This window comes from Bradyrhizobium neotropicale (assembly GCF_001641695.1).
Lineage (GTDB): Bacteria > Pseudomonadota > Alphaproteobacteria > Rhizobiales > Xanthobacteraceae > Bradyrhizobium > Bradyrhizobium neotropicale.
Window position 1 is genome coordinate 1 of the sequence record NZ_LSEF01000063.1, and the last position, 14,800, is coordinate 14,800.

General features: G+C 64.1%; 13 protein-coding genes. 5 read left to right on the forward strand and 8 right to left on the reverse strand.

Going from position 1 to position 14,800, the window contains the following annotated elements; genetic code table 11:
• Positions 1–8: 8 nt before the first annotated feature.
• The 6 genes from AXW67_RS21375 to AXW67_RS21400 form a co-directional block, all read right to left on the reverse strand.
• Positions 9–1,376, reverse strand: coding sequence for an IS30 family transposase (locus AXW67_RS21375; protein WP_201723621.1), 1,368 nt, complete (start codon positions 1,374–1,376; stop codon positions 9–11).
• 156 nt (positions 1,377–1,532) lie between these two features.
• Positions 1,533–2,984 carry a benzoyl-CoA 2,3-epoxidase subunit BoxB gene (gene boxB / locus AXW67_RS21380; RefSeq protein WP_063679428.1) on the reverse strand — a complete coding sequence of 484 codons (1,452 nt, stop codon included), beginning with the start codon at positions 2,982–2,984 and terminating at the stop codon, positions 1,533–1,535.
• Between the two features lie 123 nt (positions 2,985–3,107).
• A complete protein-coding gene (gene boxC / locus AXW67_RS21385) occupies positions 3,108–4,796 on the reverse strand; it encodes a 2,3-epoxybenzoyl-CoA dihydrolase (RefSeq protein ID WP_063679429.1) in 1,689 nt (562 codons plus the stop codon).
• 122 nt (positions 4,797–4,918) lie between these two features.
• Positions 4,919–5,440: a DUF309 domain-containing protein gene (locus AXW67_RS21390; RefSeq protein ID WP_063679430.1), complete on the reverse strand. Its 522-nt coding sequence runs from the start codon at positions 5,438–5,440 to the stop codon at positions 4,919–4,921.
• Positions 5,441–5,461: 21 nt separating this feature from the next.
• On the reverse strand, positions 5,462–6,280 hold the full coding sequence (locus AXW67_RS21395) for an alpha/beta fold hydrolase (RefSeq protein WP_063679431.1): 819 nt from the start codon (positions 6,278–6,280) through the stop codon (positions 5,462–5,464).
• A gap of 85 nt (positions 6,281–6,365) precedes the next feature.
• Positions 6,366–7,907 carry a benzoate-CoA ligase family protein gene (locus AXW67_RS21400; protein WP_063679432.1) on the reverse strand — a complete coding sequence of 514 codons (1,542 nt, stop codon included), beginning with the start codon at positions 7,905–7,907 and terminating at the stop codon, positions 6,366–6,368.
• A gap of 136 nt (positions 7,908–8,043) precedes the next feature.
• On the opposite strand from AXW67_RS21400, the gene AXW67_RS21405 reads away from it, so the two are divergent.
• Both AXW67_RS21405 and AXW67_RS21410 read left to right on the forward strand, forming a co-directional pair.
• Positions 8,044–8,952 carry a helix-turn-helix transcriptional regulator gene (locus tag AXW67_RS21405; RefSeq protein WP_063679433.1) on the forward strand — a complete coding sequence of 303 codons (909 nt, stop codon included), beginning with the start codon at positions 8,044–8,046 and terminating at the stop codon, positions 8,950–8,952.
• A gap of 252 nt (positions 8,953–9,204) precedes the next feature.
• Positions 9,205–9,600: a group II truncated hemoglobin gene (locus AXW67_RS21410; RefSeq protein WP_063679434.1), complete on the forward strand. Its 396-nt coding sequence runs from the start codon at positions 9,205–9,207 to the stop codon at positions 9,598–9,600.
• Positions 9,601–9,681: 81 nt separating this feature from the next.
• Here the strand turns inward: AXW67_RS21410 and AXW67_RS21415 are convergent, their stop codons facing one another.
• Together AXW67_RS21415 and AXW67_RS21420 are read right to left on the reverse strand one after the other, a co-directional pair.
• On the reverse strand, positions 9,682–10,014 hold the full coding sequence (locus tag AXW67_RS21415) for a PRC-barrel domain-containing protein (protein WP_027549787.1): 333 nt from the start codon (positions 10,012–10,014) through the stop codon (positions 9,682–9,684).
• 143 nt (positions 10,015–10,157) lie between these two features.
• A complete protein-coding gene (locus AXW67_RS21420) occupies positions 10,158–10,943 on the reverse strand; it encodes an IclR family transcriptional regulator domain-containing protein (RefSeq protein ID WP_063679435.1) in 786 nt (261 codons plus the stop codon).
• Between the two features lie 116 nt (positions 10,944–11,059).
• Between AXW67_RS21420 and AXW67_RS21425 the strand changes: the two genes are divergently transcribed.
• The 3 genes from AXW67_RS21425 to AXW67_RS21435 all read left to right on the forward strand — a co-directional run bounded on the left by AXW67_RS21425 (position 11,060) and on the right by AXW67_RS21435 (position 14,689).
• Entirely contained in the window at positions 11,060–12,418 is a 1,359-nt protein-coding gene (locus AXW67_RS21425) for an aromatic ring-hydroxylating dioxygenase subunit alpha (protein ID WP_063679436.1), read from the forward strand.
• 202 nt (positions 12,419–12,620) lie between these two features.
• The gene (locus tag AXW67_RS21430; RefSeq protein WP_063679437.1) at positions 12,621–14,057 is read left to right on the forward strand and encodes a glutamine synthetase family protein; all 1,437 of its coding nucleotides are present in this window, start codon (positions 12,621–12,623) and stop codon (positions 14,055–14,057) included.
• A 290-nt stretch (positions 14,058–14,347) separates the two neighbouring features.
• A complete protein-coding gene (locus tag AXW67_RS21435; RefSeq protein WP_063679438.1) occupies positions 14,348–14,689 on the forward strand; it encodes a hypothetical protein in 342 nt (113 codons plus the stop codon).
• Positions 14,690–14,800 lie beyond the last annotated feature (111 nt).

A 14,800-nucleotide genomic window follows, 5' to 3' on the forward strand; every position in this document is an offset into this window, starting at 1 on the left:
GGGCGGATTCAACCGCTCGTCGCAACACTCCGTGTATCGCTCACTCGGAGCAATTCGTCGAGGGTTTCTGCCGGTGTTTTCCAGCCGAGGGTTTTGCGGGGCCTTGTGTTGAGTGCAAGAGCCACGGCCTCCAGATCATCGGCATCGTGCATGCTGAGATCCGTCCCCTTTGGAAAGTACTGGCGCAGCAACCCATTCGTGTTCTCGTTGGTGCCGCGCTGCCACGGGCTGTGAGGGTCGCAAAAGTAGACCTGCACGCCTGCATCGATCTTCAGACGCGCGTGCTGAGCCAGCTCAGCTCCTTGATCCCAGGTTAGAGACCGCCGCAGTCGCTCGGGCATGGTGAAGATTGCGCGGGTGATGGCGTCTCGCACCGCCTCAGCGCCATGTCCGGCGAGTGCAGGTCCATTCTTCACGCGAGCATCCTGTTCCTGACCGGTCATGCGCGGCAAATGCAGCAGAATGGTAAAACGGCTCGTGCGCTCCACCAAAGTGCCGATCGCGGAACTACCGAGGCCCATGATGAGGTCACCTTCCCAGTGACCCGGCACAGCTCGATCGGCAGCTTCCGCCGGACGTTGACTGATCATGATCTCGGAAGGAATGAAGCTTCTGCCTTTGCGGGCGCGCGCCCTCGGCATCCGCAAGGCCCGCCCAGTGCGCAAGCAGGCCGTCAGTTCACGGCGCAAAGCTCCTCGACCCTGCACATAAAGGGCCTGATAAATTGCCTCGTGACTGATGCGCATCGTCTCATCCTCGGGAAAGTCGAGCCGAAGTCGCCGAGAAATCTGTTCCGGGCTCCATGCCGTCGCCCAGCGTCGGTTTTGCCGATGCACCGCCCGGCGGCCCTTCCACACGACCTTCGGGCCAACGAGGAGCGCCCCGTCTGGCTTAGCGATCATACCGGCAAGCCTGTCCTGCACATAATCCCGCAGGGTCGGGTTGATTGCCAACTTCGCAAACTTGGGCCGTCGGGCGGACTGATCAGCATGCCATTGTGCCGTGGTCGCCCGGTACTCTGGAGCGCCATGGCGGCGCGCCACATTGCGACGGAGCTCACGGGAGATCGTGCATGGAGGCCGGCCGAGCTGACGAGCGATGGCTCGCACCCCATGCCCCTGCGCGCGCAAGATGGCAATCTCCTCACGTTCGGCGAACGACAGGTAGCGCTCCGACCGAGGTTTGGACGATCGCGACAAATGTGTTGGCGGCATACCGCCCGCCCTCCGGAACCAGCGTACTCCGACCGACGGCGACACCCCGGCCTCAACCGCAGCATCCCCGCTCGATCGCCCCAAGGCAATCGCAGTCCAGAACGGTCTATAATCTTCTCGTAGGACCTCTCGGGGACGATCTGTCCGCACACGCTTCTCCATCGCAACCTCTTTTGCTCGAGTGTTGCGACGAGCGGTTGAATCCGCCCAGTACGCCGCGGCATTTCTGCGCAGCCACGACCTCCTCTAGAATACTGGATCACCCGCTTTCGCGGGTGATGACAGCTTCTGTGTTGCAAGGGCGTTAGCCCATAACCCTTATGACTCGATCTTCACGTACTCGAAATCGCCGGGCTTGTTGTCGATGCCGACTTTCGGCGGCGAGATCCAGGAGGCGAACTTGCCGATCTCGGTGACGGGCTGCATCAGCGAGGTGATGAAGTCGCCGTCGCTGGTCGACGGCAGCCACTCGTCCCGGCGCTTGGCCCAGGTGGCATCATCGATGAGGATGCCGTCGGGCGTCGCATGGATGTCCTTGAACTCGCCGATATGGCGATGGAAGGCGACGTTGGGCAGCGTCAGCTTGAAGTCGTAGCCCGCGGTCGAGATCACCTTGTTCCAGCGCAGCATGCCCTTGACGCAGTCCTGGCTGTAGTCGTCGCGCAGACGCATGTTGAGCGCCGTCAGCGCCGGCTCGTCGACCAGCTTGATCTCGCCGTTGATGAACTTCAGCACCGGATAGGTCGCGTTCTTGAGCTGGTGATCGTCCTCGATCTGGGTCTCGTGGTAGCGGCCCTTGATGCCGGCGTTGAAAGCGTTCGCAGCGTTGGTCGAAACCTCCGAGCCGAACAAATCGAGCGACAGCGTGTAGTGCAGGTTCAGCTTCTTCTGGATCGTCGGCAGGTCGATCACGCCGAGCGCGCGGACTTTCGCGATGTCGGTCGGATCGGTGATGCCGGCCTCCCGCATCGCATCGCAGGTGCGCTGCACGACGCGGGTGATACCGGTCTCGCCGACAAACATGTGGTGCGCTTCTTCCGTCAGCATGAAGCGGCAGGTGCGCGACAAGGGATCGAAGCCCGACTGCGCGAGCGAGTGCAGCTGCATCTTGCCGTCGCGGTCGGTGAAGTAGGTGAACATGAAGAAGGACAGCCAGTCCGGCGTCGCCTCGTTGAAGGCGCCCAGCATGCGCGGCGCGTCCGCATCGCCCGAGCGGCGGCGCAGCAAGTCGTCGGCTTCCTCGCGACCGTCGCGGCCGAAGTATTTCTGGAGCAGGTACACCATCGCCCAGAGGTGACGGCCCTCCTCGACATTGACCTGGAACAGGTTGCGCATGTCGTAGAGCGAGGGCGCGGTCTTGCCGAGATGCCGCTGCTGCTCGACGGACGCGGGTTCGGTGTCACCCTGGATCACGATCAGGCGGCGCAGCATGGCGCGATGCTCGCCGGGGACTTCCTGCCATGCCGGCTCGCCATAATGCTCGCCGAACGGCACGACGCGGTTTTCTTCCTGCGGCGCAAGCAGAATGCCCCAGCGATATTCGGGCATGCGGACATAGTCGAACTTGGCCCAGCCGCGCGGATCGACCGAATAGGCGGTGCGCAAGTAAACCAGCGACTCCTGGAAGCCCTCCGGCCCCATGTCGCTCCACCAGTCCATGTAGCCAGGATGCCAGCCTTCCAGCGCCTTCAGCACCTGGCGGTCTTCGGCGAGGTTCACGTTGTTCGGAATCTTGGTCGAGTAGTCGACGTTCATGATGTTCATGTTCATGGCCGTGCTCCTTGCGATCTCTTTCCGTCATGCCCGGCCTTGTGCCGGGCATCCACGTTCTTGCTTCTTGAGCCAAGCACGTGGATGGCCGGGATAAGCCCGGCCATGACACAGTGAATGTCGTTACACCCGCGTCATATCGAATTTCGGCTTCTGCCCGCTGCCGTAGCGGCGCAGCGCGCCTTCCTCGCCGACGGCGTTGGGGCGCTGGAAGATCCAGTTCTGCCACGCGGTCAGACGCGCGAAGATCTTCGACTCCATCGTCTCGGGACCTACGAAGCGCAGGCTCGCCTCCATGCCGGTGAGGCTATCGGGCGAGAAGCTCGCGCGCTCCTCCAGGAACACACGAACCTCGTCGTCCCAGTCGATGTCGTCGAGCGCGAAGGTGACGAGGCCGAGCTCCTCGGCCGCCTCGGCGTCGAGAGTCGTGCCGACGGTGGCCTCCGCGCGTTCCACATCGGACGGATCGGCCTGGAAGCGCGACTCGAGCCGGGTCAGGCCGTGGCTCATCGGATACGGGCCAAAGTTCATGGCGGAGAGCTCGATCGACGGCGGCGGGCGGTTGTCGCCCTGGCGCGCGCCGATCAGCATGTAGGAGCGGTCGGCGGCGAAGACGAGCTCGGCGAGCGTGCCGGCAAAGCAGGAGCCGGGCTCGACCAGCGTCACCAGCGTGCGCGAGGTGACGTCGATGCGCTTCAACACGCGCTTCCAGTAATGGCGGATCTCGTTGACCAGCCAGTGCGCCTTGTTGGCTTCGAGGAACGCGTCGCAGGCCAGCACATGGGCGCGATCGCCGTGGCTCTTGAACACCAGCATGGCGATCTCGAGCTCGTTGATGCGCAGATGCAGGATGGCGTCGTCGAGCTCGCACGCGACCTGGAGCGGCCAGAACGAGGCGCCCTGCGCCATCATGCCGTCGATGTCGGCGGGCGGCGCGGCCTCCGGCGCCTTGATCGAGATGGTGGCGATGCGGGCGGCGCGGTCGATATCGACGCTGACGAAGCCGTAGCGGACGCTGTTCTCGTCGATCGTCCGCTTGAGCGGCGTCAGCGCAATGCCCTTGCCGCTGCCGTTGCGCTTCGAGGCGCCAGCGAATTCCTTCGCGCGCTCGGCGATCTTGGCCTCGAGCTTGGAGTTCGGCGCGATCTCGTCGACCAGGCGCCAGGCGACGGCGCGCTTGCCCTTCACGCCTTCCTCGATGGTGCAGAAGAAGTCGGCGTGGTCGCGGCGCACCTTGCGCTTGTCGACGACGCGGGTGAGACCGCCGGTGCCCGGCAGCACCGCGAGCAGCGGCACTTCAGGCAGCGCGACAGCGGAAGAGCCGTCATCGGCGAGGATGATGTGATCGGTCGCAAGCGCGAGCTCATAGCCGCCGCCGGCGGCGGAGCCGTTCACCACGGTGATGAAGCGCTGGCCGGAATTCTCCGAGGAGTCCTCCATGCCGTTGCGGGTCTCGTTGGTGAACTTGCAGAAGTTGACCTTGTGGGCATGGGTCGAGCCGGCGAGCATGCGGATATTGGCGCCGGCGCAGAACACCCGGTTCTTGGCCGAGCGCAACAGCACGACCTTCACCTCCGGATGCTCGAAGCGCAGCCGCTGGATCGCGTCGGCCAGCTCGATGTCGACACCGAGATCGTAGGAATTAAGCTTGAGCAGGTAGCCCTCGAACAGGCCGCCGTTCTCGTCGACATCCATGGTCAGCGTCGCGACGTCGCCCTCAATTGCGAGCTTCCAGTGCCGGTAGCGGGACGGATCGGTCTGGAAATCGATGAATGTCGCACCGCCTGCGAGGCGACGATCTTCCCCGGCCATGGGCCACCCTTGAGCTTGATTATGAGCCTCGGTCTTTAACCGTTAGATGCACAATAGTGCATCTTTTTAGACCCGTCTAGCCCTTAATCGGCGCTACATGCACTTTGCTTCATAAAGATTTCTCAGCGCAAGATAGCGCCGAAGGAAATCCAATCGGCCTTGGAAAGCCTCTCGGCACCGAGCTTGGCCAGGAGCAACGCGACCAGTGCCGCGACCGGAAAGCGCTCGACAAAGCCGTCACCGACGGGGGCTGCCTTGCGCGAGTTCAACCCGCGCAGTTCGCCGAGCGCATCGCCGAACAGACGCGCGGCCGAATGCAGCCGCTGCATCCGCAGCCGCAAATTGGCATTGGCGACGTGAATGCAGGCGCGCAGCAGGATGCGCTCGCGGCCGCCTTGCGGGGCCGCAGCCCACACCGCTTCCAGCACCTCCTGCGCTTCCCAGAAATAGCCGCGGTCGTTGAGCGCGAGCCCGTAGCGCAGCGCCGGATGGCGCGCCGGCACATGGCCGCGGAAGGCCGCCGGCACGAGCGCCTTGGCCATGGCGAGCGTCTCGTAATCGGCATCGACTGCGCTGGTCTCGCCCGGCACATAGGCCCATTGCGGCCACGGCAGCGGGCCGCTCGCGGTTGGCGGCACACTCATCGAAAGTGCGCCTCCAACAGATCATGCGGCGCGTCCCTGAAATCCCCAGTCGTCGCGCAGGGCCGCCGTTGCAAATTGTACAATCGCGTCAAGCGTCGCTCCCGGCGCTTCACGATGCGGGGAATGCCCCGCGCCTAAAATGACTTTCAAATCTACCGGACAATAACACTCTTCCTGCGCAATCTCGACCTGGCGCAGTGTCCCATATTGATCATCGACACCTTGCAGGACCAGGACGGGGACCCGGATGTAGGCGAGGTACTCGGAAATGTCCCAGTCACGGAATTCCGGATCGAGCCAGGCGCCGTTCCAGCCATAGAAGGCGTTGTCGACATCCTTGTGCCAGCGCGCGAGCTTTGTCTTCAGGTCGGTGGTCTCGTAAGCGGTCTTGATTTCGGCGATTGATTTCACCGAGATGTCCTCGACGATGAAATGCGGCGCGATCAGCACGAGGCCGCTGAGGCGGTGATCCTGATGCGCGCCGGCATAGATCGCGGCGATCGAGGCACCATCGGAATGGCCGAGCAAGAGGCCACGCATGAAGCCGATTGCCTCCAGGATCTTCGGCAGCACATCCATCGCCTCGCGCTGCATGTAGTCGAGCGGCCGCGGCAACTTCGCCGGGCTCGACTGGCCATAGCCCGCGCGCGAATAGACGAAGATGCCGGCGCCGGTGGCCTGCTGCAGCTTCTCCGGGAAGTCGCCCCACAACCCGACCGAGCCGAGCCCTTCATGCAGCATGACGATGGTCGGCGCGTTCTGATCTTGCGGCGCGAGCCATTTGTATTCGAGGCTGGCGCCGTCGATGGTGAGGAAGCCTGTGGGGGTGAGGTTTGTCATGTTCTTATTCCTATTCGCTCCGTCCGCACCCTCCCCCTCCAGGGGAGGGTGCGCAGCGGAGCTTGGGCGCGACTGGCCTGCACGCTCAGTTCGTCCCTTCCCGCAACTTGAAGCGCTGAATCTTCCCCGTCGCCGTCTTCGGCAAGGACTCCACCACGTCGATCCAGCGCGGATATTTCCACGGGCCGATCTTCTGCTTGACGTGCTCTTTCAGCATTTCCTGCAAATCCGCCGTCTTGGCGCCGGGGCGCAGCACGACGAAGGCCTTTGGCTTCAACAGGCCTTCCGGATCGGCCTCGGGCACGACGGCGGCCTCCAGCACGGCCGGATGCGTGATCAGCGCGCTCTCGACCTCGAACGGCGAGACCCAGATGCCGGAGACCTTGAACATGTCGTCGGCACGGCCGCAGAAGGTGTAGCGGCCATCGGCATCACGGACATATTTGTCGCCGGTGCGGGTCCACGGCCCCTCGAAGGTGCGGCGGCTCTTGTGGCGCTGATTCCAATAGCCCTCGCCGGCCGAGGGCGCATCGACCAGGAGCTCGCCGACTTCGCCGTCGGCGACGTCCTGACCCGCTTCGTTGACGAGCCGCACCGCATAGCCCGGCACCGGCTTGCCCGACGAGCCGTATTTGATGTCGCCGGGCGCGTTCGACAGGAAGATGTGCAAGAGCTCGGTCGAGCCGACGCCATCGAGAATGTCGACGCCGAAGCGTGCCTTCCAGCTATTGCCGACGGACTCAGGCAGCGCCTCGCCGGCCGAGGTGCAGATGCGTAAAGCGCTGCCGCCGCGCTCGCTCTTCATCGTCTCGTCGTTGAGCATCGCCGCGAACAGCGTCGGCACGCCGTAGAAGATCGACGGGTTGTAGCGGTTCATCAGGTCGAACATCCGCGCCGGCGTCGGCCGCTCGCTGTTCAGCACCACGCTGGCGCCGACCGACATCGGGAAGGTCAGCGCATTGCCGAGGCCATAGGCGAAGAACAGCTTTGCCGCGGAGAGGCAGACGTCGTTCTCACGGATGCCGAGCACCTGTTTGGCGTAGGTGTCGGCGGTTGCCTGCAGGTTCGAGTGCAGATGACGCACGCCCTTGGGCATGCCGGTCGAGCCCGACGAATAGAGCCAGAACGCCGGCTCGTCGGGATGCGTCGCGGCGGTCGTGAACTGATCGCTCTCGCCCGCGAGCTCTTCAGCGAGCTGCTTGTGGCCGTTCATCTTGGCACCGGACACCACGACATGCTCGAGGTCCGGCATGCGGCCGACGACGTCCTTGATGACGGGATAGAGCGCCTCGGACACGAACAGCACGCGCGCGCGGCAGTCGGCGAGGATGTAGGCGTACTGATCGGCGGTCAGCAGCGTATTGAGCGGTACCGGCACGATGCCGGCGCGGATCGCACCCAGGAACACGATCGGGAAATCGACCGTGTCCAGCATGATCATCGCCACGCGCTCTTCGCGGCGGACGCCGAGACGGCGCAGCATGTTGGCGGCGCGCCGCGTTTCGCGTTGCAGCTCGCCATAGGTGAGTCGCGAGACGGTGTCGTCGAAGACCAGCTTATTGCCGCGGCCCTGCTCGACGTTGCGATCGAGCAGCCAGGTCACCGCGTTATAGGATCCCTCGCTCACGGACTTCTCCCCAGAATTTAGAATTATAATTCATAGAAAGACACTGTGACGGCTTGCTGTCAATGCTATCAGGCATTATGTTTCATTAAAATGCGCCGCGGGACCTCCGCTAAAGAAGGCCCATGATCTGTAGTCCATGACCGACAGTCCCGACGCCGAATCCCGGTTTCTCGAACAGCTCGGCCAGCGCGTGCGCACCATGCGCGCGCTGCGCGGCATGTCGCGCAAGGTGCTCGCCAAGGTATCGGGAATCTCGGAGCGCTACATCGCGCAGCTCGAAAGCGGCAAGGGCAACGTCTCCATCGTGCTCTTGCGCCGCGTGTCTGACGCGATGGGCGCGCATCTCGAAGATCTGCTTCCTAGCGCCGATCCGACGCCGGATTGGCAGATGTTTCGCGATCTCCTGCGCAAGGCGACGCCTACCCAAATCGCGCAAGCCAAGGATCTGCTCGCCGGCGGCAGCGCATCCGCGCCGCGGCGCGCGCCGTTCTGCGGCATCGCGCTCATCGGCTTGCGCGGCGCCGGCAAGTCCACGCTCGGCAAGATTTTGGCGAAGAAGATCGGCTGGAGCTTCGTCGAGCTCAACAAGGCGATCGAGGAGCAGAACGGGCTTTCGATCGCCGAGATCATCGCACTCTACGGCCAGGAAGGCTTTCGCCGCATGGAGCAGGCGGCGCTGCAACAGCTATTGGCGCGCAACGAGCTGATGGTGCTCGCAACCGGCGGCGGCATCGTCTCGGAGCCTTTGACCTTCGACCAGATCCTGTCGTCGTTCTACACGATCTGGCTGAAGGCCGAGCCCGAGGAGCACATGGCGCGCGTGCGCCGCCAGGGCGATCTGCGCCCGATGGCCGACGACCGCTCCGCGATGACGGAGCTGCGCAACATTCTGCTGAGCCGCGAGCCGCTGTATTCGCGTGCGACGGCGGTGGTGGATACCGCGGGCCTCTCCGTCGACGCCGCCGCCGCCCGCCTGATCGACGCAGTGCGCCCCGTACTCCAGAACGAAGCCCGCAGTTTTGGATTGCGCAGCGTCGCGCTGTAGGCGGTTGATCCTCCGCGCCATCCAGCCTCTCCGCTGTCGTCCCGGACAAGCGAAGCGCAGATCCGGGACCCATAACCCCAGGGGAAGACGTTGCGTGAGATAGCAACCAGGAGTCTTCGCCAAACAACTTCGTGTGGATATGGGTCCCGGATCAGCGCTCGCTGACGCTCGCTTGTCCGGGACGACGGCGGAGTTTGTGGGCGCGCCGCAATGCCACTATATCCGGCCCAACAGCAAGCCTTGGGATGACGAATGACTGATAGCGACGCCGCGGTTTCCATGTTCGAGCGGATCGGCGGCAGTGCCACGATCGATCGGCTGGTCGACCGTTTCTACGAACGCATGGATACGCTGCCGGAGGCGAGAGTGATCCGCGCCATGCATGCGGCCGACCTCGGCGACATCAAGGACGTGCTGAAGCGCTATCTCACCGAATGGACCGGGGGCCCTCGGGTCTACTCTGTCGAGAAAGGCCATCCGCGGCTGCGCCAGCGCCACATCGGTTTTGCCATCGGCGATGGGGAACGCGATGCCTGGCTGCTCTGCATGCGCGGCGCGCTGGAGGAGACGGTCGCACACACCATCGCGCGACAGGACCTCGATCGCGCACTGTCCGGCCTCGCCGACTGGATGCGCAACCGGCAGTGAGAGCGCCGATCAGCGGGGAAAGATCTCGCGGCCGCGACATGGAGCGCGAGGCGGAGAATCAGAACGAATGAATGCGATCGCCTAGATCGACCAGTAATTCGGATGCTGGTAGGGCCGCGAGCGGTCACCCCAGTCGAATTCATCGCCATCGACCTCGCAGGGGCCGCTGCTCAATTGCTCCGGCGTCAGCTCAACCTGGAAGGCCTGACGTCCCGGATCATATTTCAGCGCGCTCCACTGCAGGGGATAATGGTGGTGAGTGCCGAGCAGCCGGCCGGTCTTGATCACGGCATAGGCGACCGTTCCGCTCACTTTATCGAGCATCAATCGCTCGATCGTGCCGAGCTTCGTGCCGTCACAGCCATAGACGGCGACGTGCTCCACGCGATCACTGGGAACCATGGTGTGTTGCATGGCGTGCTCCCTGGTCTTGTGTGGAGCACATTATAGCACAAACGGCAGGAGTGTAGGGTGGGTTAGCGTCAGCGTAACCCACCTCTCCGTCGATCCTTGCTGCACAAGTGGTGGGTTACGCTTCGCTAGCCCACCCGACACAGCTACAGCAACTGCGACCGCACCGACTCCGCACCCTCCCGCAGCAAGGGCAGAAATCGGTCGAGCAGCTCCTGCGACGGCACGCGATCGACATGGGCGCCCATGTTGATGGCGGCGACGATCACGCCGTCGTAGCGGCGGAGGGGAACGGAGATCGAGCGGAAATGCGGCTCGGCCTCGCGGTCGACCAGCGAATAGCCTTGCGCGCGGTCGGCGATGATGCGTGCAAGCAGCGCCTCGGGATCGGTCACCGTCTGCGGCGTCAGCGTCTCGCGCTTCATGGCCTTCAGGCGCACAGCGAGGTCGGCATCTTCGAATTGGCCGAGCATGGCGCGGCCGACCGATGTGCAAAACGACGGCAGCCGGTAGCCGATCTCCAGTCCGCCCGAGAACACGCGCGCCGGACCGCCACGGGCGATGAACACGACGTCGTCGCCATCAAGCACCGCAAGCGAGGAGATCTCCTGCGCCGCGGTCGCGACGCGGTCGAGCACGGGCTGAAGCACGGCGACGAGCTGGCTCGACCGCAAATACGAGGCCGCTAGCGTCAGCACATGCGGAGTCAGCGAGAACAGCTTGCCGTCACCGGCAACGAAGCCGCCGCGCCGAAGCGTGAACAGCATCCGGCGCGCCGTGGCGCGTGGCAGCTCGGCGGCACGGGCGAGATCGCTCAGCGTCATCGGGCCCGCGGTCGTGCCGAAGCACTGAAGCAGGCGCAGGCCACGATCGAGGCTTTCGACGAAATCCGTCGCGCGCTCGTCAGTCTCGCTCCGCTTCAGCTTGGGCATGGGTGTCGGGAGATTCCTGCAAAATAGTGCTTGCTGCCGATCCAAGTCATGTCATAATTCGCCCATTAGTTCAATAGGCGAACACAACGCCCCTCCGGAAAAAGGACGCGACCGCCATGATGAGCCAGGAGCAGAACGACCTGATCACCCGCACCGGGCCGAAGGACCCCTGCGGAAAGCTGATGCGGAGCTACTGGCAGCCGGCGGCGCTGGTCGATGAGCTGCAAGGCGCGCGTCCGATCCGCCCGGTCAAACTGCTCGGCGAAAACCTGGTGCTGTTCCGTAACGAGCAGGGGCGCTACGGGCTGATCGACCGCCACTGCGCGCATCGCGGCGCCGACCTCGCCTTCGGCCGACTCGAACATGGCGGCCTGCGCTGCGCCTTCCATGGCTGGCTGTTCGACGCGACCGGCCAGTGCATCGAGACACCGGCGGAGCCGAAGGACTCGAAGCTCTGCCAGAACATTCGCCAGCGCTCCTATCCCGTGGTGGAGAAGAGCGGCATCCTCTGGGCCTATCTCGGCGAGGGCACCCCGCCCGCCTTTCCGGAGCTCGACTGCTTCGTCGCACCGGGCACGCACACCTTTGCGTTCAAGGGTCACATGGCCTGCAACTGGCTGCAGGCGCTGGAGGTCGGCATCGATCCCGCGCACGCCTCCTATCTGCACCGCTTCTTCGAGGACGAGGACACCTCCACCGCCTACGGCAAGCAGTTCCGCGGCGCGTCAGCAGGAAGCGACCTGCCGATGACGAAAATCCTGCGCGAATACGACCGCCCGATCATCAATGTCGAACACACCGAATACGGCCTGCGGCTGATCGCGCTGCGCGAGATCGACGAGGAGCGCACCCATGTGCGGGTGACCAACCAGCTCTTCCCGCACGGCTTCGTCATCCCCATGAGCACGGAGATTACGATCACGCAGTGGCACGTGCCGGTCGACGACGAGAACTGCTACTGGTACGCGATCTTCACCAGCTACACCAACCCGGTCGACAAGCAGAAGATGCGCGACCAGCGCCTCGAGCTCTACGAGCTGCCCGACTACACTTCGCGCAAGAACAAGAGCAACGATTACGGCTTCGATCCGCACGAGCAGGCGACCGCGACCTACACCGGCATGGGCACCGACATCAACGTCCACGACCAGTGGGCGGTGGAATCGATGGGCGCGATCCAGGACCGCACCAAGGAGCATCTCGGCCAGAGCGACAAGGCGATCGTGCAATATCGCCGTCTGCTGCGGCAGGAGATCGAGAAGGTCGTGGGCGGCGAGCGGCCGATGCTGTTCTTGGACGAGAGCAAGGCCCGCAGCATCCAGGGGCCGGCCACCATGGACGGCATCGGGCCGACCCAGGGCTGGGAGCTCTACTGGATGGAAGTCGACGTCAAGCGCCGCCGCGGCGCACCCTGGACCGCGCCGGTGCCGAAGGAGATCGAAGGCAAGGTGCACCATTTGACGGCGGCGGAGTGAGGCTCATGGGCGGAACCCGTAGGGTGGGCAAAGGCGCAATGCGCCGTGTCCACCATCCTTCCATGCGGACAACGGGGCGTGGTGGGCACGCTTCGCTTTGCCCACCCTACGGCAGCGGAGCGAGCGTGAAAGCCTATCCTCCGCTCGCAGTGACGGAGCATGCGGCGCATATTTCGCACCCAACGACTGAAGGAGTTCTGGAGTGACGTTCATCGCGCGTCATGCGCTGTGGTCGGATGAGCAGAAGGACGCGGCGACGCGGCTCTCCCGCATCGTCGAGGAGAAGAACCTCGAGGTCATCCGCCTCGCCTTCCCGGACCAGCACGGCATCTTGCGCGGCAAGACCATCATCGCCTCCGAGGCGATCGCCTCGCTGGAAAGCGGCTGCTCCATCACCACGACGATGCTCGCCAAGGACACCTCGCACCGCACGGTGTTTCCGGTGTTCACCGCCGGCGGCGGGTTCGGCATGAAGGAGATGGAGGGCGCGGCCGACGTGCTGATGGTCGCCGACCCCTCCACCTTCCGCGTGCTGCCCTGGGCGCCGGCGACAGGCTGGGTGCTGTGCGACCTCTATTTCAATGACGGCCGGCCCGTGCCGTTCGCAACGCGCGGGCTCTATCGCAAGGCGCTCGATGAGCTCGGCAAGCGCGGCCACGATTTCGTCGCGGGGCTCGAGGTCGAATTCCACATCTTCAAGCTCGACGACGCACATATGCGCGCGGAGGACGCCGGCCAGCCCGGCACGCCGCCCTCGGTGAGCCTGCTCAGCCACGGCTATCAATATCTCACCGAACAGCGCTTCGATCAGATGGAGCCGGTGCTGGAAATCCTGCGCCGCGACATCGTCGCGCTCGGGCTTCCCTTGCGCTCCGTCGAGGTCGAGTTCGGACCAAGCCAGTGCGAGTTCACCTTCCAGCCGAAGAAGGGGCTGGAGCCCGCCGACAACATGGTGCTATTCCGCTCTGCCGTGAAGCAGATTGCGCGGCGGCACGGCTATCACGCCACCTTCATGTGCCGGCCGAAGCTGGCCAATTTGTTCGCAAGCGGCTGGCACCTGCACCAATCGATCGTCTCGCGCGCGAGCGGCGAGAACCTGTTCATGGCGAAGGGAGGCGGCGAGCCGCTGAGCGAATTCGGCCGCGCTTATCTTGCGGGTCTGCTCGACCACGCCCGCGCCGCGACCGTGTTCACCACGCCGACCATCAATGGCTACAAGCGCTACCGCTCCTATTCGTTGGCACCGGATCGCGCGATCTGGGGCCGCGACAATCGCGGCGTGATGATCCGCGTTCTCGGCGGAGCGAACGATACGGCCACACGCCTGGAAAACCGTGTCGGCGAGCCCGCCGCCAATCCCTATCTCTACATGGCCTCGCAGGTCCTTTCCGGCCTCGACGGCGTCGACCGCAAGCTCGATCCGGGCCCGTCGGCCGATACGCCGTACGAGACCAAGGCCCCGCTGCTGCCGAAGTCATTGCGCGATGCGGTCGCTGCGCTCAAGGACGATCCGTTCTTCCGCGAGAAACTGGGCGCCGAGTTCGTCGACTACTACACCCACATCAAGAACGCCGAGATCGACCGCTTCCTCGCCGAGGTCACCGACTGGGAGCACCGCGAATATTTCGAGATGTTTTGATCCCCTCACACCCCCGTGAGACGACTTCGTCCCGCCTGCTCCGACGACATAACTCCCCCCGCCGACGAAACCATTTTCCTGACGCCGCGAAAACCGCCGGAAAGACTGCGGCCTTAGCGTGCAGCCAAGTGATCAAACAGTGGAGTTCGATCATGTGGGACCAATTGTTCAGCCTGATTTATCGCCTGTCCTGCCGGACAACCCTGATTGAAATCGGTACGCATCACCTGTCCCGATAGCGGGCGAACGCTATTTAGGTAAGGTGGATTGACCAGATAACGGGGGCTTCCATGCGCAAGCTCATGTTGATCGCCGCAGTGGCGCTTGTTGCGACCCAGGCGAATGCCGGCTCGCGGAGCCTGAGTTTGGCCAGCCAGCCAGCGACCGAGCAGCCGGCCACGCCGGCGGCCAGCACACCTCAGACGACGCAGTCTCTCGCCACGCCACAGCCCACGACCACGCAGACGGCAACCACGACGCCGACGTCGACAACGTCAGCCACGACAGCGCCAGCCGCGACGAGTTCAGCCGCACCCACGCAAACCGCGACCACGACCAAGCCGAAGCACCGCGCGCCCTCGGCCGAGTCCCGCGTCGTCCGCGAGCTGCACCGCCACGGGATCTATTGGTGAATGGCAGGTAGTCCTCTCCTCCGTCATTGCGAGCGAAGCGAAGCAATCCAGACTGCCTCCGCGGAAAGATACTGGATTGCTTCGCTACGCTCGCAATGACGAGGCCGCGGC

Coding starts and splice junctions, on each gene's coding strand:
- AXW67_RS21435 (WP_063679438.1), top strand. CDS start 14,348: ATGCGCAAGCTCATGTTGATCGCCGCAGTGGCGCTTGTTGCGACCCAG.
- AXW67_RS21420 (WP_063679435.1), bottom strand. CDS start 10,943: ATGCCCAAGCTGAAGCGGAGCGAGACTGACGAGCGCGCGACGGATTTC.
- AXW67_RS21410 (WP_063679434.1), top strand. CDS start 9,205: ATGACTGATAGCGACGCCGCGGTTTCCATGTTCGAGCGGATCGGCGGC.
- AXW67_RS21405 (WP_063679433.1), top strand. CDS start 8,044: ATGACCGACAGTCCCGACGCCGAATCCCGGTTTCTCGAACAGCTCGGC.
- boxC (WP_063679429.1), bottom strand. CDS start 4,796: ATGGCCGGGGAAGATCGTCGCCTCGCAGGCGGTGCGACATTCATCGAT.
- boxB (WP_063679428.1), bottom strand. CDS start 2,984: ATGAACATGAACATCATGAACGTCGACTACTCGACCAAGATTCCGAAC.
- AXW67_RS21395 (WP_063679431.1), bottom strand. CDS start 6,280: ATGACAAACCTCACCCCCACAGGCTTCCTCACCATCGACGGCGCCAGC.
- AXW67_RS21375 (WP_201723621.1), bottom strand. CDS start 1,376: ATGGAGAAGCGTGTGCGGACAGATCGTCCCCGAGAGGTCCTACGAGAA.
- AXW67_RS21425 (WP_063679436.1), top strand. CDS start 11,060: ATGATGAGCCAGGAGCAGAACGACCTGATCACCCGCACCGGGCCGAAG.
- AXW67_RS21415 (WP_027549787.1), bottom strand. CDS start 10,014: ATGCAACACACCATGGTTCCCAGTGATCGCGTGGAGCACGTCGCCGTC.
- AXW67_RS21390 (WP_063679430.1), bottom strand. CDS start 5,440: ATGAGTGTGCCGCCAACCGCGAGCGGCCCGCTGCCGTGGCCGCAATGG.